Below are 20,356 nucleotides of genomic sequence, written 5' to 3'. Positions count from 1 at the left end.
AGGGAGGCCGGAACAGGGTGCCGCGCGGGGCGTGCTCGAAACGAACCGAACATGTCTTGACGCATGCGTTCCGCACGGTGGTCTCGTGACAGGCGGGACTGTCGGCCCCCTTCCCGGCTTGCGAGGCTTTCGTCGGGCCCACGGAGGGGGACGCATGGACAAGCGGTACGAGGTGTACGCGCTGGCGGACACGCACTTCTACGAGACGCCCGACCGGCTGAACACCGGCGGGTCCGGGACCGCGCCGGTGTTCGACACGGCGCGCCGGCCGGTCCCCGAGGGCTGGACGTCGGCGCGGATCGGCGACTGGCTGACGATGACGCCGCCGGCCGCCGACGGCTCACCGGCCGCGGGTCCGGCCCAGGGCTGGAAGATCCACGCCTCGGCCACCCGGGCGAACGCGGACCGGATCGCCGCGATCGTGTGGGACTACTGCGTCGCGCGCCGCGTCCCCTTCAAGTTCGTCCCCGGCCCGCACCTGCTGCACCTGCGCAACACCAAGTACGCGGGCCGCGACACGAGCGGCAAGTTCGTCACCGTCTACCCGGCGGACGAGGAGCAGCTGCACACGGTCCTGCGGGAGCTGGGCGCCCTGCTGGAGGGCTTCGAGGGCCCGTACATCCTCACCGACCTGCGCTGGCACGACGGCCCGCTCTACGTCCGCTACGGCGCCTTCGCGCGCATGTTCGTCGTCGACGACCGGGGCTCGCTCGTGCCGGCGGTGCGCGACGGCGCCGGAGAGCTGGTGCCCGACCGTCGGGCGCCGTCCTTCCAGGTGCCGCCGTGGGTGACCCTGCCGGCGTTCCTGGAGCCACACCTCGCGGCCCGCAACACCACCACGGTGGGCGAGCTGCCGTACCGCATCGAGAAGGCGCTGCACTTCTCCAACGGCGGCGGGGTGTACGCGGGCACCGACACCCGCGACGGGTGCAAGGTGGTGCTGAAGGAGGGCCGGCCGCACGCCGGGCTGGCGTCGGACGGGGCGGACGCGATCGCCCGGCTGGAGCGGGAGAAGCGGGCGCTGGAGGCGGTGGCGGGAACCGGGGTGGTGCCCGAGGTCCGCGACTGGTTCCTGCTCGGCGACCACCGCTTCCTGGTGATGGACCTCGTCCCGGGACGTCCGCTGAACTCCTTCTTCGCCGAACGGCACCCGCTGCTGTGCCCGGACCCCGATCCGGCGGCCGTCGCCGCGTACACGGCGTGGGCGGTACGCGTCCACGCTGCCGTGGAGCGGGCGGTGGAGAAGGTGCACGCGCGCGGGATCGTCTTCAACGACCTGCACGTCTTCAACATCATGGTCGCGCCCGACGAGGAGTCGGTGCATCTGATCGACTTCGAGGCGGCCGCCCCGGTCGAGGAGAACGGCCGCCAGGTCGTGGCGCACCCGGGCTTCTTCGCGCCGCCCGACCGCCGGGGCACGGACGTCGACCGGTACGCACTGGCGTGCTTACGGCTCGCCCTGTTCCTGCCCGTCACCACGCTGTTCGTGGTCGACCGGGCCAAGGCGGCCCATCTGGCCGAGGTGATCGCCGAGCAGTTCCCGGACGTGCCGCGGGAGTTCCTGGACGCGGCCGTCGAGGAGATCACCCGCGTCGTCTCCGGCAGCGCGCCTGAGGCGGACGGCGCCGGGTCCGCGGCGCCGGCCCGGCCCGCGCGTCTCCCGTCCGCGCCGGCCTTCCGGGTGGAGCCCGGCGACTGGCCGCACAGCCGTGACTCGATGGTCAAGGCGATCCTCGCCTCGGCGACCCCGGAGCGCGACGACCGGCTCTTCCCCGGGGACGTCGCCCAGTTCTCCGACGGCGGCGGACTCGGCCTGGCGCACGGCGCCGCCGGCGTGCTGTACGCGCTCGCCGCCACCGGCGCCGAACGCTACGACGAGGGCGAACGCTGGCTCCTCGACCGCACGGCCCCGGCCCCGGCGGGCACCCCGCTCGGGCTGTACGACGGCCTGGCGGGCGTCGCCCACGTCCTGGAACTGCTGGGACACCGGCAGCGCGCGCTGGACCTGGTCGACGGCATCCTGCGCGAGCGGTGGCAGAACCTGTCCTCGGACCTGCACGGCGGCCTGGCCGGTCTGGGGCTCGTCCTCGGCGACCTGGCCCGCCGGACCGGAGAGCCGGAGCTGCGCGAACGGGCCGCCGAGGCCGCCGCCGTCCTCGTACGACGTCTCGCCGAACCCCTGCCGGACGCGCCCCGGCGGCGGGCCGGCCTGCTGCGGGGGGCGAGCGGCCCGGCCCTGTTCCTGCTCAGGCAGTACGAGGACAGCGGCGACCGCACGCTGCTGGCGGCTGCGGACGTCGCACTGCGCCGGGACCTGGCGGCCTGCGTGGAACGTGCGGGCGGCTCGCTGGAGGTCGACGAGGGATGGCGGACGCTGCCCTACCTCGGGGACGGCAGCGTAGGGGTCGGGATGGTGCTCGACGACTGCCTGGACCGTCTCCCGGACCCCGACGGCGACTTCGAGCGGGCCCGGGCCGGCGTCCTGACCGCCGCCACCTCCCGCTTCTACGCACAGCCCGGCCTCTTCCAGGGCCGCGCCGGGATGATCCTGCACCTGGCCCGCACCACCGCCCCCGGAGCGACGCGGGCACGGCTCGACGAACAGATCGACGCGCTGGGCTGGTTCGCGATGCCCTACCAGGGCCAACTGGCCTTCCCCGGACACCAGATGATGCGGCTGTCCATGGACCTCGGCACCGGGACCGCGGGCTGTCTGCTCGCCCTGGCCGCCGCCCTCGACCCGGACGGCGTGGGCGTCCGCGCCCAGCTGCCGTTCCTCCCGCCGCCGCACCGGCGGCCCGATGACGCGGCTCCCCGGCCACCGGCGGAGTCGTGACGCAACCCGTCCCCACGGGACGACGTATCCAACCGACGAAAGGACACACCATGGCCCTGCTCGACCTGCAGACGATGGAATCCGACGAGCACACCGGGGGCGGCGGCAACAGCACCGTCAGCCTGCTGTCCTGCATCAGCGCGGCGAGCGTCCTGCTCTGTCTGTGACCCGCGCGCAGCGCTGATGGCCCCGGGCGGTCCGCTCCTCACGGAGGGGGCCGCCCGGGTCCGGCCTCCCCGGGAACCTCGACGCACGTGCGGGAGCGGATGCCGATGGACCGGACGACCGGTGAGCTGCTGGCCGCGGCCACCCGGCACAGCTCCGGACGCTGTGCGGCCCTGTGCCTGGTGAGCACGGGGACGACCGGCGCCGCGCTGCTGCTGCCCGCCGCCCTCGGCCGGACCCTCGACCTTCTGGTCGCCCACGGCCCCGCGACCCGCTGGGTGCTGTACTGCGCCGCCCTCGTCCTGCTGCTGACCCTGCTGGACGCGTGCGAGACCGTGCTCGCCGGCACCCTGGACGCCCGGACGACCGCCTTCCTGCGCCGCCGCGTCACCGGCCACGTCCTGGCCGTGGGTCCGCGCGCCGCCGACCGCTTCGGCGCCGGGGACCTCGTCGCGCGCGTCGTCGGCAACGCCGCCCAGGCCGGCACCGCGCCCGGCGCCCGCGCCGCGCTGCTGGCCGCGCTCGCCGGCCCCGTCGGCGCGGTGGTGGCGCTCGCCCTCGTCGACCCGTGGCTCGCGGCCGTCTTCCTGGCCGGGGCGCCGGTCCTGACGCTCCTGCTGCGCACCCTCGCCCGCGACACCTCGGCCTGCGTGACGGACTACCAGCGGGCGCAGGGGCGGATCGCGGCCGCGCTCGCGGAGGCGGTCGCCGGAGCCCGCACGATCCGCGCCGCCGGTACGGCGGACCGCGACACGGCCCGCATTCTGCGTCCGCTGCCCGAGCTGTCCCGGGCCGGTCTGCGCATGTGGCGGGTCCAGGGCCGGGCCGCCGCGCAGGCGGTCGCCGTGGCGCCGCTGCTGCACCTCGGGGTCGTCGCCGTCGCCGGTCTGCTGCTCACCGGGCACCGGCTGTCGCCGGGCGGCGTCCTCGCCGCCTCCCGTTACGCGGTCCTCGCCACCGGCGTCGGCGTGCTGGTCGGGCAGCTCTCCGGTCTGGTCCGGTCCCGGACCGCGGCCGCCCGCCTGGGCGAGGTCCTGGGCGAACCGGCTCCCGCCCACGGCGACCGGCGGCTGCCGCCGGAGGGCCCGGGCCGTCTGGAGCTGCGCGGGGTCACCGCCCGGCGCGGCGACCGCACCGTGCTGGACGACGTCGACCTGGTCGTTCCGGGCGGGACGACGCTCGCCCTGGTGGGCCGCTCGGGCGCCGGAAAGTCGCTGCTGGCCGCGCTGGCCGGTCGGCTCGCCGACCCGGACGCCGGGGAGGTGCTGCTGGACGACGTCCCGCTGACCGCGCTCCCCCGGTCCGAACTGCGCGCCGCGATCGCCCAGGCCTTCGACCGCCCCGCCCTGCTGGGAGCGACCATCGAGGCCACGATCGCGCTCGGTCCCCCCGCCCGCGCCCCCTCCCCCGCCCGGGTCCGGGAGGCTGCCCGCACCGCCCGCGCGGACGACTTCGTCCGCCGTCTGCCGCAGGGCTACGCCACCGCGTGCGCCGAAGCCCCGCACTCCGGCGGCGAGGCCCAACGTCTGGGCCTGGCCCGCGCGTTCGCCCACGGCGGCCGTCTGCTCATCCTCGACGACGCCCTCTCCAGCCTCGACACGATCACCGAGCGGCAGGTCACCGACTCCGTGTTCGGCAGCGCGACGACGGCCACCCGCCTGGTGGTCGCCCACCGCGCCGCCACGGCCGCCCGCGCCGACGCCGTGGCCTGGCTGGACGGGGGGCGCGTGCGCGCGGTGGGGACGCACCGCGAGCTGTGGCGGGACGCGGGATACCGCGCGGTGTTCGGCGCGGGGGCGGACGGCGAGGCACGGGCATGAGCCGCACCGATGGCACCGACGGCACGGGCGGGCTTCGGGCCCGGGGACCTCGAGCCCCGGGACTGCGAGCCCGCGGGCTTCGCCTTCTGAAGGACCACCGCCGGGCTCTGGCGCGGTTGACGGGCTGGTCGGTGCTGGAGTCCGGGCAGACCTTCCTGCTCGGGTACGCCCTGGCACGGGCGCTGGACGACGGTTTCCTCGCCGGGCGGGCCGCGGTGGGACTCGCCTGGCTCGCGCCGGCCGCGCTCGGGGTGCTCCTGGGCGCCTACGGCACCGGGCGGGTGTACGGGGCGGTGGCCGAGCTGGTCGAACCGCTGCGCGACCGGCTGGTCGTACGGGTGGTGGAGCGGGGGGTGCGCGAGGCGGACGGCGGGGCGCTGTCCGGGCTCACCCAGCAGGTGGAGATCGCCCGGGACACCTTCGCGGGCCTGGTGATGGTCTCGCGCTCGTTCGTGTTCACGTCCGCCGGCGCGCTTGCCGGCCTGTGCTCGCTCGCCCCGCCGCTCCTCGTGGTGGTCGCGCCTCCGCTCGCCGCGGCGGTGGCCCTGTTCGCGCTGACGCTGCGTCCGCTGGCCGGACGGCAGGAGGCGTTCCTCGCCGCCGACGAGGCGCTGGCGGCGAACCTGGGCGCCGTCTGTCCCGGGCTGCGCGACGTCACGGCGGCCGGCGCGGAGGAACGGATCGCTGCGGACACCGGCGTCCTCGTCGAAGCCGAGCTGCGGGCGGCGCGCGCCCTGGCCCGCTGGGGCGTGGCCCGGGTGGCGTGCCTCGCCCTGGGCGGCCACCTGCCGCTGGTGCTGCTGCTCGCGGGCGCGCCCTGGCTCCTGGCGCACGGGGTCACCCCCGGCGCGCTGGTCGGCGCCCTCGCCTATGTCACCCAGTCCCTGCTCCCGGCTCTGACCAGCCTCATCCACGGGCTGGGCACGAGCGGCTCCCGCCTGACGGTCGTCCTGCGCCGGCTGGCCCCGCCCGGCGGGCCCGGGCCCCGCCCGCCCGACGGCCCGGACCGGACCGTCCCCCGTCATCGCGATCCGACCCCGACACCGGTACCGGCGGACGCGGAGCCGCGGGAACCGCGGGACGCGGAGGCCGTCCCGCACTGCTCCGCGCCGCACCGCTCCGCCCCGTCCCGCGCCGTGTCCCCCGCGCTCTCCCTGACCTCGCTCACCTTCGCCTACGGCCCCGCCTCCGCGCCCGTCGTCGACGACCTCACGCTCACCTTGCCCGCCGGGGCGCACCTGGCCGTCGTGGGCCCGAGCGGGGTCGGGAAGTCCACGCTGACCGGGCTGGTCGCCGGTCTGCTGGAACCGGCGCGCGGGCGGATACGGATCCACGGCCGTCCGGTGCCGGGCGGCGACGCCGCCGCTCTGCGCGTGCTCATCCCGCAGGAGGCGTACGTCTTCAGCGGCACCCTCGGCGAGAACCTCACGCACCTGCGGCCGGACCCCGTGCCCGAGGAGGAGCTGCTGGCCGCAGCCGCGGCCGTGGGACTGGCCCCCCTGGTCGACGCGCTGGGCGGGCCGGGGGCGGCGGTGGATCCGGCGGCGCTGTCGGCGGGTGAGCGCCAGCTGATCGCCCTCACGCGCGCGTACCTGTCGCACGCGCCGCTCGTGCTCCTCGACGAGGCGACCTGCCACCTGGACCCGGAGGCGGAGGCCCGTGCCGAACGGGCCTTCGCGGCCCGGCCGGGCGGCACCCTGGTCGTCGTGGCGCACCGCGTCAGCTCGGCCCGGCGCGCCGGCCGGGTGCTGGTCATGGACGGGCCGCGCACGACGTGCGGGACCCACGACGAGGTGGTGCGGACCTCGGACCTGTACCGCGATCTCGTCGGGTCGTGGGAGACCGGAGCGGGCTCACAGCCAGCCCTGCCCCTGGGAGATGCGGATGGCGTCCACACGGTTGCGGGCGCCGGTCTTGCGGGTGATCGCCGCCATGTAGTTGCGCACGGTCCCGTGGGACAGGTGCAGGCTCCCCGCGATCTCCGCGATGGAGGCGCCCTCGGCGGCGAGGGTTAACACGCTCAGTTCACGGCGGGTCAGCGGCATCTCGGAGGCCTTGAGGAAGCCGAACCCCAGCGAGTCGTTGACGAAACGTTCCCCCTGAGCGACCTTGCGGATGCCGCGCAGCAGCTGTTCCGGTGTGCCCGCCTTGTCGACATAGCCGAGCGCCCCCGCCTCCAGGGCTCGTTTCAGCAGGCCGGGCCTGCTCGCGCTGGCGAGCACGAGCAGCCGCGGAGGCGTCGCACCCACGCCCCGTGGACGCAGGTCGCCCAGGGGCGGGATGCCGTACGTGTCGGAGCAGTCGAGGTCCGCGGCGCACACGTCCGGCCGCACCGCCCCGAGGCGGCCGGCCGCGCTGCGCCACGGGACGTCGTCCACCCGCAGGTCGGGCTCTCTCGACAGCCACTGTGCGAGGACCGATCTGACCAGACACGCGTCATGCACCAGAAGTACCCGGATCACTGCCGCCCCTTCGACTCACCGTACGCAGGTTTCTCGGTGTTGAGCGCGTGCCCATTGTTCGGCCTTCGGGACGGTTCATGAGCGCGAAGATCCAGCCATCAGGGTGCGCGGGGGCGCACGCGGGGCGGTCGTACACCGCGGTGCGCTTCGACCGAGGGGGCATGGGCAGGAGCCGACGGGGTACGAGAGGGCATTCGGCGGGCGGGCCGCTCGCCGTGCGCGTCGCGTCGCCAGGGGGCAGATTTGAGGCCTGACCCGCGCGGCGCCGGGCGAGGAGGTGGTCGCCGTGCCCGAGCAAACGTCCGGCCAGGCGCCGGCTGCCGCATGGGCGCCGGTCGGCCGGCCGCTGCTCTCGCTGGCGCTGACGTCGATGATGGACGCCGTCGGCGCGCACTCCGGCGCGGTGTACCTGCGCCCGGCCGACGAGCCGGTGCTGGAGATGGCGGTGATGGCGGGGCTGCCGCGGTCCTTCGCCGCCCCCTGGGAGCGGGTGGGGCTGAGCGCGCCGATCCCGGTCGCCGAGGCGGCGCGCGAGCGGCGGCTGGTGTGGGTGGGCGGGCAGGAGGACATGGCCCGGCGCTACCCGCGGATCGCCGTCGTCCTGCCGTACCCGTTCGCGCTGGCCGCGTTGCCGGTGGCGACCGCGTCCCGGGTGTACGGCGCGGTCTTTCTCACCTGGCCCGGCTCCCACCCCGCGGAGCTGTCCGACCGGGAGCGCAGGGAGCTGACGTCGGCCTGCGAGCGGCTGGCCCTGCGGCTGGAGCGGGCCGCGGCGCAGAACCGCGCGGTGAGCGCCGAGTCGGATCTGCTGGACGCGGGGCCGGGCGGTGTCTCCGAGACGCTCGGCTCGCTGGAGGCCGCCCGGATGGTGGCCCGGCTGCCGTACGGGATGTGCTCGCTGGATCTGAGCGGGCGGGTGGGCTTCGCCAACGGCGCCGCGTCCGAACTGCTGGGCGTGCCGGTGAGCGGGCTGCTCGGCTCCCAGCTGTGGGCGACCGTGCCGTGGCTGAACGACCCCGTGTACGAGGAGCGCTACCGGGCCGCGCTGATCAGTCAGGACGCCACTTCGTTCGTGGCGCTGCGACCGCCGTCGCAGTGGCTGTCGTTCCGGCTGTATCCGAGCACCACCGGGATCAGCGTGCGGATCAGCCGGGCCCGGGCCGTGTCGGAGATGCGGCCGGCCGATCCCCGGTCCGGGGACGCGCCGACCCGGCTCGTGTCGATGTCGCAGGCGCTGAGCCTGGCCGGGGCGCTCACCGAGACGGTGAGCGTGCAGGACGTGGTGGGACTCGTCGCGGACGAGATCGCCCCGGCCGTGGGCAGTCGGGCCCTGGCGCTGCTCGGCGCCCGCACCGGCCGGCTGCACGTGCTCGGCCACCACGGCTATCCCGACCCGCACACCGTGGAGCGGTTCGAGGGCATGGCGCTGACCGCCCCGGCCCCGGGCGCGCACGTCGTCGCCCACGGCGTCCCGGCGTTCTTCGACTCCCGGCAGCAGCTGGAGCGCCTCTATCCGGCCCAGCACGACGAGCCGGACGGCTTCGCCGCCTGGGCCTACCTGCCGTTGATCGCGTCGGGCCGCCCGGTGGGCGCCTGTGTGCTGGCCTACGGCGAACCGCGCACGTTCTCCACCCACGAGCGTGCGGTCCTGGCCAGTCTGGCGGGGCTGATCGCGCAGGCCCTGGACCGGGCCCTGCTGTACGACGTCAAGCATCAGCTGGCGCACGGGCTGCAGGCCGCCCTGCTGCCGCCCTCGCTGCCGTCGCTGGCGGGCCTGGAGGCGACCGCCCGCTATCTGCCGGCCACCCGGGGCATGGAGATCGGCGGCGACTTCTACGACCTGGTGCCCTCGCTGCCGCTCCCGGCGGCCGTGATCGGGGACGTGCAGGGGCACAACGTGACCGCGGCCGGGCTGATGGGGCAGATCCGCACCGCCGTGCGCGCGTACACGACGGTCGGACAGGAACCGGGCGAGGTCATGCGCAGCACCAACCGGCTGCTGATCGACCTCGGCTCCGACCTGCTCGCGAGCTGTCTGTACCTGCGTCTGGACCCGGCCCGCGGACGGGCGGTCATGGCCCGGGCGGGGCATCCCCCGCCGCTGCTGCGCCGGCCGGACGGCCGGGTGCGCGTCCTGGACCTCGCGGGCGGCCCGCTGCTGGGCATCGACGACTCGGCGACGTATCCGACGACGGAGGTCGAACTGCGCGCCGGCTGCGTCCTCGCCCTCTACACGGACGGGCTCATCGAGACGCCGGGCGTGGACATCGAGGACGCGGTCGCGGATCTCGGACGGCGGCTCGCCGCGGCCGGGGACCGTCCGCTGGAGGAGGTGGCCGACGAGCTGGTGAGGCTCTACGCGGCGGCGGAGGAGCGGATGGACGACGTCGCGCTGCTGTTGCTGCGGCCGCTCGCGGACGACTGACGGAACGTCACCCGACGGCCCTGCCCGGGATCGGCACCCCACCGGCGCCGGCGCCGGCCTCCGGCACTGGCGCCGAGGTCGGCGTCGGCGGGAAGCACGACGGTCCGGCCCTCCCGCCGGAGGGCCGGACCGTTCGAGCGTGCGTCGGTTCGGTGGACGATCGCCGGGAGGCGATCAGTGGGTCTCGGTCACCCCGGAGCCGTCCTCGAGGCCCGACTGGTCCTCGTTGCCGTGGCCGTTGGCCGCGCCGTCGCCCGCGCCGGCCTCCTCGCCACCGGCCTGGTCACCCGCGCCGGCCTCCTCGCCACCGGCCTGCTCGCCCGCACCGGCCTGGTCACCGGCGCCCGCTTCCTCGCCGCCGGCCTGGTCGCCCGCGCCCGCTTCCTCGCCGCCGGCCTGGTCACCGGCACCGGCCTCCTGGCCGCCTGCCTGGTCGCCCGCACCGGCCTCATCGCCGCCGACCGCGTCACCGGCGCCGATGCCGCCGCCGTCACCGAGGGTCGCGCCGACCGCCTCGAGGGCGGTGGTCACCGGCTGGAAGAAGGTCTCGCCGCCGACGGTGCAGTCGCCGCTGCCGCCGGAGGTCAGGCCGATCGCCTGGCCGTCCTGGGTGAAGAGCGAGCCGCCGCTGTCGCCGGGCTCCGCGCAGACGTTCGTCTGGATGAGGCCCGTGACGGTGCCCTCGGGGTAGTTCACCGTGGCGTCGAGGCCGAGCACCTGGCCGTCGTTGAGACCGGTCGTGCTGCCCATCCGGAAGACCTGGGTGCCGACCGTCGCCTCGGCGGCCTGGCTGATCGCAACGGTCTGCTGACCGGTGTTGACCTCGCTGGGCGCCTGGGTGTTCGGGTCGTCGTACTTCACAAGCGCGAAGTCGCCGTTCCCGGGGAAGGTCGCCTGGTCGACGGTGGCGATCGGCTGGCCGTCCTCGGAGTCGGCCCACTTCTCGGCCGCGACCCCGCAGTGACCGGCCGTCAGGAAGGCCGGGGAGCCGTCGCCCGCGGTCACGTTGAAGCCGAGGGAGCAGCGCGCTCCGCCGGCGAATATCGCGTCGCCGCCGGCGACGAAGGTCTTGAAGGTGCCGGCCGACTTCTGGATGGTGGCCATGCCCGTGCCGAGGGTCTTGACCGTCGACTCCAGCTGGTCCCACTTGCCGCCGGTGACCGTGGAGTCGGCCGTGACCAGGATCTGGTTCGTCCTGGGGTTGACGGCCCAGGCGGTGCCCGGGATGGTCGCCTTCGTCTTCAGGGTCTTCGCCGCGGCCTCCAGCTCGGCCGTGCTGTTCTCGACCTCGCGGACCTTGGCGCCCGCCTTCTCCGCCTGTGCGACGACGTTGTTCTTGTCGCCGGAGACGTTGACGACGTTGACGACGAGCTGCTGGCCGGCGGTGTCGTAGTACGAACCGGCGAAGGCGTCACCGAGCAGGCGCTCCAGCTGCGAGGCGAGCTCCGACGCGTCGCCCGCCTTCAGGGTCTTCACCGAGGCGGCCTTGTCGGAGCCGCCGTCCTGGGAGGCGTTGGCCTGGGGAAGAAGGATGGCCGCCGCTCCGAGCGCGGCCACACCGCCTGCGGCGAAGATGGCCTTGCGCTTCGTAACTCGCTTGTGACTCAAAAAACTCGACCTCCTGGGGGGACGGGGTCTGGCTGCCGGGGTCGGCAGCTCCGTACAGCGGCGCCTGGTTGGCCTTGGGTACGCAGCCGGCGCGCGACGCGTTCAATCGCGTTTGCCAACTTCCTTTGCTCAACGCTGAATCGGCCATGACCCGCGTCCTACCGGGCGACCCGGGGAACAATCGCCCATATGACGATGACGACCGCCGAAGCCGACAAGATCCTTTCCGACAACTTCGCGCCCTGGGTACTCGATCTGGGGCTGTCCGTGCTGGACCTCGGCCCGGATCACGCGCTTCTGCGTCTTCCCTGGTCAGGGTCGCTGGCACGGGAGGGCGGAGGGCTCTGCGGGCAGGCGTTGATGGCGGCCGCGGACACCGCCGTCGTGATCGCCGTCTCGGCCGCCCGTGGGGCGTACGGGCCGATGACGACGGTGCAGCAGTCCACGTCGTTCCAGCGCGCGGTGACCGATTCGGATGTCCTGATCCGAGCGGTGCTGACGAAGCTGGGCCGCCGCATGGCGTTCGCCGACATCACCCTGACGGCCGAGCGGACGGGGGAACTGGCCGCCCGTGCGAGCACCGTCTACGCGCTGCTGGGCTGAACGGCTCCCCGCCACCCCCTTTCCCGCTTCCCGCCGCACCCCTTCCCGCAGGCGCCGCACCCCTTCCCGCAGGCGCCGCACCCCTTCCCGCAGGCCCCGCGCCCCTTTCCCCCGGGCGCGCGGCACGCCTTTCCCGCAAGCAGACGGCGCCCCGTCCCGCGAGCACCGTTCGTGGTCGGACGGCGACGAAACGTGCTCAGCCGGAGGGGAATCCCCGCTTCAGAGAATCTGCACAGCGAATGCTCAACCGGGTCACCGCGAGCGGGGGTTCTGCACAACTCGGCGGCGGCCGCCACGTCATTGGGGCAGGAGTGTCTGATTCGCCGCGAGGGCGCCCGGCGCTCATCCGAGCGAACGTGGGCCGAGGTGTGAAGAAGTCGGCCACAAGGCGTGGGCGCACCTGCACGGTTTGACGCTGCTGTAACGCAAGTGCCCAGGTGAGACGGGTGATTGATTGGATGCGTCGGCCGTAAACCTGCTTTGATCCATCGCACTGCAGGGCCGCCGCGGCCTCCCGGAGACGGGAAGCCGCGGACCCCGTGGCCGCGGCCGTCATCTGTCCCCAGAGGGGGCCGCTCCCCCCTTATGAGATATCCATGTGAAGGGAAGTTCCACCATGAACTCCACCCCCCAGGTTGAGACCGTCGAGATCTCCGACGCCGAGCTGGACAACGTCTCCGGCGGTCTGTCCGTGAACGCCGTCGGCACCGTCACCGGTCTGGTGGACGGCGTTGCCCCGGTCTCCGGCCTGGTCAACACGGCCGTCGGCACGGTCGAGGGTGTCACCGGCCTGAACACGGCCCCGGTCACCAACCTGGTCGCCGGTCTCTGATCGCACCCTTCGTGACCCCCGCGAGTCCCGGAGCCGTCAACCGGCTCCGGGACTCGTCGGCGTCCTGAAACTCCCGAGGTACGTCCCGTGCAGTTCCGCCAACAGGCCCTCGCCAAACTCCAGTCGCCGGAGGAACTCGACCTGCCGGTGCGTTTCGCGCGTCCGCAGGGCTGGCTGGTGCTGTCCATGACCGTGGTCGTCATCGCGGCCGCGTCCGTGTGGGCGGTGACCGGCTCGGTCACCTCCACGGTGAGCGCGCCCGCCGTCCTCACCCATGGCGAGGGCAGCTACATCCTGCAGAGCCCGGCCGCGGGCCAGGTGACCGCGGTCCTCGCGAAGGAGGGCCGGCGACTGCCCGCCGGCGCCCCCGTGCTGAAGGTGCGCACCGCCGACGGCGACACCGTCGTGCGCACGGTCGCCGCGGGCCGGATCACCGCCCTGGCCGCCACCATCGGGCAGATCATCTCCACCGGCGCGAACGTCGCCGCCGTGGAGAAGGTCGCCGACGCCGACGACCCGCTCTACGCGACGGTGTACGTCCCCGCCGAGAACGCGGCCTCCATCCCCGCCGACGCGGCCGTCGACCTGACCGTGCAGACCGTGCCGACCCAGGAGTACGGCGTGCTGCGCGGGCATGTGAAGTCGGTGGACCGCACGGCCCAGTCGGCGCAGCAGATCTCCGCGTTCCTCGGTGACAGCCAGCTCGGCGAGCAGTTCACCGAGGACGGCCGGCCGGTGGCGGTCCTGGTCCGCCTCGACAGGTCCGCCACGACGAAGAGCGGCTACACGTGGTCGTCGGCGCAGGGACCGCCGTACGCGCTCGACTCCATGACCATGGCCACGGGCTCGATCCGGCTGGCCGACCAGCGTCCCGTCGATTGGCTGCTGCCGTGACCACTGCCGAGCAGACCCGCGGCCGCCGCCGGGCCGCGCCGCCGCGGCGCACGGTCCCCAAGAGCCGGACGAAGACCGTCCGCACGCCCACCGTTCTCCAGATGGAGGCCGTGGAGTGCGGGGCGGCCTCCCTGGCCATGGTCCTCGGCCACTACGGCCGGCACGTCCCGCTGGAGGAGCTGCGCATCGCGTGCGGTGTGTCCCGCGACGGCTCGCGGGCCAGCAACCTGCTGAAGGCGGCCCGCGGTTACGGACTCACGGCCAAGGGCATGCAGATGGACCTGGCGGCCCTCGCCGGAGTGAAGTCGCCCGCGATCCTCTTCTGGGAGTTCAACCACTACGTCGTCTACGAGGGTCTCGGCCGGCGCTTCGGCCGCCGGGGCGTGTTCGTCAACGACCCCGGCAAGGGCCGGCGGTTCGTGCCGATGGAGGACTTCGACGGCAGCTTCACAGGCGTCGTGCTGGTCCTGGAACCGGGCGAGGACTTCGAGCGGGGCGGACGCAGGCCGGGTGTACTGGGCGCGATGCCGGCCCGGCTGCGCGGCACCGCGGGCACGATGCCGGCGGCCGTGCTGGCGAGCCTGCTGCTGGTCCTGGTGGGCGCGGCGGTGCCGGCGCTGAGCCGGACCTACATCGACATGTTCCTGATCGGCGGTCAGACCTCGCTGCTGACCGTGCTGTTCGCCTCGATGGGCACCTGCGTGGCCCTGACGGTCGCGCTGACCTGGCTCCAGCAGGCCAACCTGCACCACGGCCGCATCATCTCCTCGACCCTGTCCAGCGCCCGCTTCCTGCGCCATCTGCTGCGGCTGCCGGTGACCTTCTTCTCCCAGCGCAGTCCGGCCGACCTCGTCCAGCGCCTGCAGTCGAACGACGCGGTCGCCGAGACGCTGGCCCGCGACCTCGCCTCGGCGGGCGTGGACGCGGTGGTGGTCGTCCTCTACGCGGTCCTCCTCCATACCTACGACCCCCAGCTGACCTACGTCGGCATCGGTGTGGCGCTGCTCAACATCGTGGCCATGCGGATCGTCATCCGGATGCGCGCGACGCGTACGGCGAAGCTGCGCGCGGACAACGCGCGGCTGACCAACACGGCCTACACCGGGCTGCAGTTGATCGAGACGATGAAGGCGACCGGCGGCGAGGACGGCTACTTCCGCAAGTGGGCCGGGCAGCACGCCACCACGCTGGAGGAACAGCAGCGGCTCGGGGTGCCGAGCGCCTGGCTCGGCGTGGTCGCGCCGACCCTGGCCACGCTCAACAGCGCGCTGATCCTGTGGATCGGCGGCATGCGGGCGATCGAGGGGCACATCTCGGTGGGCCTGCTGGTCGCCTTCCAGGCCCTGGTCACCCGCTTCACCGCCCCGCTGACCCGCCTGAACGGCGTCGCGGGCCGGATCCAGGACTTCGCGGCGGACGTGGCCCGGCTGAAGGACGTGGAGAACTTCCGCGCCGACCCGCTGTACGACCGTCGCACCGGCGCGGAGTCCACGCGCCGGCTGCAGGGTCACGTCGAGCTGGAGAACATCACCTTCGGCTACAGCCCGCTGGACAAGCCGCTGCTGACCGGCTTCGACCTGACCGTCGGGCCCGGCCGGCAGGTGGCGCTGGTCGGGGGCTCCGGCAGCGGCAAGTCGACGGTGTCGCGGCTGATCTCGGGCCTGTACGCGCCCTGGGAGGGCGTGATCCGCATCGACGGGCAGCGTCTGGAGGACATTCCGCGCGGGGCGCTCGCCTCCTCCGTCTCCTTCGTCGACCAGGAGGTGTTCCTCTTCGAGGGTTCGGTCCGCGACAACGTGGCGCTGTGGGACCCGTCGATCCCCGACGACGCCGTCGTCGACGCGCTCCGGGACGCGGCGCTGTACGACGTCGTCATGCGCAGGCCCGGCGGCATCCGCAGCAAGGTCGAGCAGGACGGCCGCAACTTCTCCGGCGGGCAGCGTCAACGCCTGGAGATCGCAAGGGCGTTGGTGCGCCGGCCCAGCATCCTCGTGCTGGACGAGGTGACCAGCGCGCTGGACGCGGAGACCGAGCAGACGGTGATGGACAACCTGCGCCGGCGCGGCTGTGCGTGCGTGGTGATCGCCCACCGGCTCAGCACGGTGCGCGACAGCGACGAGATCGTCGTCCTCCAGCACGGGACGGTCGTGGAGCGCGGGCGGCACGAGGAACTGGTGGCACGCGGCGGCTCGTACGCGGCCCTGGTCAGGGAGCGTTGAGATGACGGCCGTACACGAGGGCGACGTCGTTCTCGCCGCGCTGGGACAGCTGGGCACGCGGATCGACTGCGCCGGCCTGGGCCGCCTCGACCTGGAGGGCCCGCAGGTGCTGTGGCTGGTCGCGTCGGGCGGGCTGGACCTGTTCGCGGTGGACGCCGAAGAGCAGGGCCACTGGTACCACTTGGGCCGGCTGGAGGCGGGCGCGCTGCTGCTGGGCCCGGTTGCCGGACCCCAGCACACCCTCGTCGCACGCCCGTTGCGCGACTGCGTCGTGCACCGCGTCGGGCTGCGCGAGCTGTACCAGCCCGCGAGCACCCAGACCTGGTCCTACGACGAGTACGGCAACCCCCAGTACGTGCCGCCGACTTCGAGCCCCCTGGAGTACGCGCTCGCCCTCGGCGTCGGGCGCGGCCTGTCGATCCTCTTCCAGGCGCCGATGGCCACCGAGCGGGCGGCCGCGGAGGTCACGGACGACGACGTGTTCTGGATGCAGGTCCCGCCGGGCAGTGTGCAGTACGGCTCGCTGTACGGCGCGGAGGCGGCCGCCGACCTGCTGATGGACCCCGCGGTGTGGCAGTCCATGGTCGACCAGCAGTACCGGCTGCTGACCACGCTGGACCGCTGGATCGAACAGCTGGAGCGCACCCACGAGACGCGTACGGCCGCCGGGATCGAGGCGGGTGAGGCGGTGCGCGCCCAGGCCGACCGGACGCTGCTGGCGTCGATCGGCAGGAAGCCGGGACAGCGCACCACGTCCGCCGACGCGGACGCCACCTTCGCCGCCTGCGCACTGGTCGCGAGGGCCGCCGGGATCACCCTGGCCGAGCCGGCGCAGGCGGGCGCCGACAGCGACCGGCTGGACCCGGTCGAACGGGTCGCCCTCGCCTCGCGGGTCCGCGCCCGGGCCGTGCGGCTGGACGGCCGCTGGTGGCGGGACGACGTGGGACCGCTGGTCGGTCATCGCGCCCTGTCCGGGGCGCCGGTCGCGCTGTTGTGGCGGCGCGGCGGCTATGTCGCCGTCCATCCCTCGACCGGGCGGGAGACCCCGGTCGAGAAGGCCAACGCGGAGGAGTTCGAACCGCGGGCCGTGATGTTCTACCGGCCGCTGCCCGAACGGAGCCTCGGCCCGCTCGGTCTGCTGCGGTTCAGCATGCGCGGCTCCGCCAGGGACCTGACGAACCTGCTGCTCAGCGGGTTGGTGACGGTGGCGATCGGGGCGCTGGTGCCGATCGCGACCGGCAAGGTGCTCGGCGAGTACGTGCCGAGGGCCCTGCAGGAGCCGATCGTGCAGGTGTGCGTGGCGGTGATGGTCAGCAGCGTGGTGGCGGCGGCGTTCATGCTGCTGCAGAACCTGACCATCCTGCGGATGGAGGGCCGGATCGAGGCGACGCTGCAACCGGCCGTGTGGGACCGGCTGCTCAGGCTGCCGACCAAGTTCTTCGCCGAGCGGTCCACGGGCGAGCTGGCCAGCGCGGCCATGGGCATCAGCGCGATCCGGCGGCTGCTGGCGGGACTCGGTCCGTCGGTGGCGCAGTCGGTCACCGTCGGGGCCGTGAACCTGGGCCTGCTGCTCTGGTACAGCGTGCCGATGGCACTGGCGGGGATCGGCATGCTCGTCGTGATCGCCGCCGTGTTCCTGGGTCTCGGGCTGTGGCAGGTGCGCTGGCAGCGGCGGCTCGTGGTGCTCTCCAACAAGCTCAACAACCAGGCGTTCCAGACCCTGCGCGGGCTGCCGAAGCTGCGGGTGGCGGCGGCCGAGAACTACGCCTACGCGGCGTGGGCGGCGCAGTTCGCGCGCAGCCGTGAGCTGCAGCAGCGGCTCGGCCGGATCAAGAACCTCAACACGGTGCTGGGCGCGGTGTACCTGCCGTTGTGCTCCCTGCTGATGTTCATGCTGCTGGCCGGTCCGGCCCGGGGTGCGCTGTCGGCGGCGGACTTCCTCACCTTCAACACGTCGATGACGATGCTGCTGACCGCGGTGACGTCGCTGACCGGCGCGTTCGTCTCGGCGGTGGCGGCGCTGCCGCTGTTCGAGGAGATCCGGCCGGTGCTCCGGGCCACGCCCGAGGTCCGCACGTCGAACACCCGGCCGGGTCCGCTGACGGGCGCGCTCGAGGCGCGCCGGCTGTCCTTCCGCTACTCCGACGACGGTCCGCTCGTCCTCGACGACGTCTCCTTCGAGGTGCGGCCGGGCGAGTTCGTGGCGATCGTCGGCCCGAGCGGCTGCGGCAAGTCGACGCTGCTGAGGCTCCTCATCGGCTTCGACAAGCCCGTGTCGGGCAGCGTGCTGTACGACGGCCAGGACCTGGCCGCGCTCGACCAGTCGGCGGTGCGGCGGCAGTGCGGCGTGGTGCTCCAGCACGCGCAGCCGTTCACCGGCTCCCTGCTGGACGTCATCTGCGGGACGGAGGCCTACACGCCCGAGGAGGCGATGGCGGCCGCCGAGATGGCGGGGCTCGCGGAGGACATCAGGCGCATGCCGATGGGGCTGCACACGATCGTTTCGGGCAGCGGGTCGGTCTCGGGCGGTCAGCGGCAGCGCCTGATGATCGCCCAGGCGCTGATCCGCCGTCCGCGCATCCTGTTCTTCGACGAGGCGACCAGCGCTCTCGACAACGAGACGCAGCGCACGGTCATCGAGAGCACCCGCAAGCTCAACGCCACGCGAGTCGTCATCGCGCACCGTCTGTCGACGGTGATGGACGCGGACCGGGTCGTCGTGATGGAGAACGGCAAGGTCGCCGAGCAGGGTCCGCCGGCCCAGCTCCTCGCGGACACGGGCGGGCGGCTGCACGAGCTGGTGCGGCGGCAGTTGGCGTAGGGCCTGCCGAGCCCCCTCACTAACGAAACTTTGCCGTTTCGCTGAAACTGGTCTAGCCTCGACGTGTACGAAACCGTTTCGTTTACGTCTTCTTTGTCTTCCCTGTCCCTGGAGTGGTTCCCCATGTCTCCGAAGACCTTGACGGGCGGCACCCGCACGGGCGCCGGACCGGAGCAGTCCGCGGCATCCGCGAAGAAGTGGTGGATCCTCGCGGTCGTCGCACTGGCCCAGCTGATGGTGGTGCTGGACGCCACCATCGTGAACATCGCCCTGCCCTCCGCCCAGGCCGACCTGGGGTTCTCCGACGGCAACCGGCAGTGGATCGTCACCGCGTACGCGCTGGCGTTCGCCTCCCTGCTGCTGCTCGGGGGCCGGACCGCCGACCTCTTCGGCCGCAAGACGGCCTTCCTGGTGGGTGTCGTCGGCTTCGCCGCCGTCTCCGCGCTCGGCGGCGCCGCCACCAACTTCGAGATGCTGGTGACGGCCCGCGCGCTGCAGGGCGCCTTCGGCGCACTTCTCGCTCCGGCCGCCCTCTCCCTGCTCAACACGACGTTCACCGACGCCAAGGAGCGCGCCAAGGCGTTCAGCGTGTACGGCGCCATCGCCGGTGCGGGCGGCGCCGTCGGCCTGCTGCTCGGCGGCGTCCTGACCGACGCGCTCGACTGGCGCTGGACGCTCTATGTGAACGTCGTCATCGCCGTCCTCGCCTTCGCGGGCGGCTGGACCCTGCTCTCCAACCACCGCGACGCCGAGAACTCCAAGCTGGACGTGCCCGGCACCGTGCTGGTCGCCTCAGGCCTGTTCTCCCTGGTGTACGGCTTCTCCAACGCCGAGACGCACGACTGGGGCTCGGCGCTGACCTGGGGCTTCCTGATCGCGGGCGGCGTGCTGCTCACGGCGTTCGCCTGGTGGCAGACGCGCGCCGCGCACCCGCTGCTGCCGCTGCGCATCCTGCTCGACCGCAACCGCGCGGCCTCCTTCGCCGCCGTGCTGATCTCCGGCGCGGGCATGTTCGGCGTCTTCCTCTTCCTCACCTACTACCTGCAGCTCAACCTCGGCTTCAGCCCCACGAAGACGGGTGTGGCGTTCCTGCCGATGGTCGGGGCGCTCATGGTGGCGGCACAGTTCGGCACGACGGCCCTGGTGCCGCGGCTCGGCCCGAAGACGGTCATCCCGCTGGGCTTCGCGATCGCCGCGGGCGGAATGGCCTGGCTGACCGGGATCGGCGTCGGCTCCGCCTACCTGAGCGCGGTACTGCCGCAGCTGGTGATCATCGGCCTCGGTCTGGGCCTGGTCATGCCGCCCGCCATGCAGCTGGCCACCGGCGGGGTGGCCGCCGAGGACGCGGGCGTCGCCTCCGCCACCGTCAACGCCATGCAGCAGGTGGGCGGTTCGATCGGCACGGCCCTGCTGAACACGCTCGCCGCGAGCGCCGCGACCGACTACCTGGCCGGCAAGGACCCGACGAACCAGCTGGTCCGGGCGCAGGCCACCATCGAGAGCTACACCACCGCCTTCTGGTGGTCGGCCGGCTTCTTCGCGGCGGGCGCGGTGATCGCGTTCCTGCTCTTCCGCCGCGGCGTGCCCGAGCAGGACGCGGACGCGGCCCCGGTGGTGCACATGTGACGGGTCCTCGGATCGAGCACCGCACCGGGGAGAGGGGCCGCCGCC

The 20,356-nt window shown here is 73.6% G+C and carries 12 protein-coding genes and 1 pseudogene; 11 read left to right on the top strand and 2 right to left on the bottom strand.

Features of this window, described 5'->3' with window-relative positions:
* Positions 1–154: 154 nt before the first annotated feature.
* The 4 genes and pseudogenes from lanKC to ACZ7DE_RS10150 all read left to right on the top strand — a co-directional run.
* Positions 155–2,836: a class III lanthionine synthetase LanKC gene (gene lanKC / locus ACZ7DE_RS10165; RefSeq protein ID WP_470759311.1), complete on the top strand. Its 2,682-nt coding sequence runs from the start codon at positions 155–157 to the stop codon at positions 2,834–2,836.
* A 50-nt stretch (positions 2,837–2,886) separates the two neighbouring features.
* A complete protein-coding gene (locus tag ACZ7DE_RS10160; protein WP_054233519.1) occupies positions 2,887–3,003 on the top strand; it encodes a SapB/AmfS family lanthipeptide in 117 nt (38 codons plus the stop codon).
* A gap of 99 nt (positions 3,004–3,102) precedes the next feature.
* Entirely contained in the window at positions 3,103–4,821 is a 1,719-nt protein-coding gene (locus ACZ7DE_RS10155) for an ATP-binding cassette domain-containing protein (RefSeq protein ID WP_470759309.1), read from the top strand.
* Positions 4,818–6,440: pseudogene (locus ACZ7DE_RS10150) on the top strand (ATP-binding cassette domain-containing protein); the annotation flags it as partial. The gene ACZ7DE_RS10155 and the pseudogene ACZ7DE_RS10150, both read left to right, overlap by 4 nt.
* A 234-nt stretch (positions 6,441–6,674) precedes the next feature.
* Here the strand turns inward: ACZ7DE_RS10150 and ACZ7DE_RS10145 are convergent.
* The gene (locus ACZ7DE_RS10145; protein ID WP_470759308.1) at positions 6,675–7,283 is read right to left on the bottom strand and encodes a LuxR C-terminal-related transcriptional regulator; all 609 of its coding nucleotides are present in this window, start codon (positions 7,281–7,283) and stop codon (positions 6,675–6,677) included.
* A 286-nt stretch (positions 7,284–7,569) separates the two neighbouring features.
* On the opposite strand from ACZ7DE_RS10145, the gene ACZ7DE_RS10140 reads away from it, so the two are divergent.
* Complete coding sequence (locus ACZ7DE_RS10140) at positions 7,570–9,708, top strand: SpoIIE family protein phosphatase (RefSeq protein WP_470759306.1); 2,139 nt, start codon at positions 7,570–7,572, stop codon at positions 9,706–9,708.
* Between the two features lie 174 nt (positions 9,709–9,882).
* On the opposite strand, the gene ACZ7DE_RS10135 is transcribed toward ACZ7DE_RS10140, so the two are convergent.
* On the bottom strand, positions 9,883–11,316 hold the full coding sequence (locus ACZ7DE_RS10135; RefSeq protein WP_470759304.1) for a S1 family peptidase: 1,434 nt from the start codon (positions 11,314–11,316) through the stop codon (positions 9,883–9,885).
* 189 nt (positions 11,317–11,505) lie between these two features.
* Between ACZ7DE_RS10135 and ACZ7DE_RS10130 the strand changes: the two genes are divergently transcribed.
* The 6 genes from ACZ7DE_RS10130 to ACZ7DE_RS10105 all read left to right on the top strand — a co-directional run bounded on the left by ACZ7DE_RS10130 (position 11,506) and on the right by ACZ7DE_RS10105 (position 20,311).
* Complete coding sequence (locus ACZ7DE_RS10130; RefSeq protein ID WP_470759302.1) at positions 11,506–11,919, top strand: PaaI family thioesterase; 414 nt, start codon at positions 11,506–11,508, stop codon at positions 11,917–11,919.
* A 616-nt stretch (positions 11,920–12,535) separates the two neighbouring features.
* On the top strand, positions 12,536–12,751 hold the full coding sequence (locus ACZ7DE_RS10125) for a type A2 lantipeptide (RefSeq protein WP_470759301.1): 216 nt from the start codon (positions 12,536–12,538) through the stop codon (positions 12,749–12,751).
* Between the two features lie 87 nt (positions 12,752–12,838).
* Positions 12,839–13,645 (top strand): hypothetical protein, encoded by an 807-nt coding sequence (locus tag ACZ7DE_RS10120; protein WP_470759299.1) that lies wholly within the window; start codon positions 12,839–12,841, stop codon positions 13,643–13,645.
* Complete coding sequence (locus ACZ7DE_RS10115; protein WP_470759298.1) at positions 13,642–15,864, top strand: NHLP family bacteriocin export ABC transporter peptidase/permease/ATPase subunit; 2,223 nt, start codon at positions 13,642–13,644, stop codon at positions 15,862–15,864. The genes ACZ7DE_RS10120 and ACZ7DE_RS10115 overlap by 4 nt, the downstream gene beginning before the upstream one ends.
* 1 nt (position 15,865) lies before the next feature.
* The gene (locus ACZ7DE_RS10110) at positions 15,866–18,685 is read left to right on the top strand and encodes an NHLP bacteriocin export ABC transporter permease/ATPase subunit (protein ID WP_470759296.1); all 2,820 of its coding nucleotides are present in this window, start codon (positions 15,866–15,868) and stop codon (positions 18,683–18,685) included.
* A 123-nt stretch (positions 18,686–18,808) separates the two neighbouring features.
* Positions 18,809–20,311, top strand: coding sequence for an MFS transporter (locus tag ACZ7DE_RS10105; RefSeq protein WP_470759294.1), 1,503 nt, complete (start codon positions 18,809–18,811; stop codon positions 20,309–20,311).
* The last annotated feature ends 45 nt before the right edge of the window (positions 20,312–20,356 follow it).

This window comes from Streptomyces sp. NPDC037083 (assembly GCF_055606485.1).
This window is presented reverse-complemented; position numbering and strand designations above follow the sequence as displayed.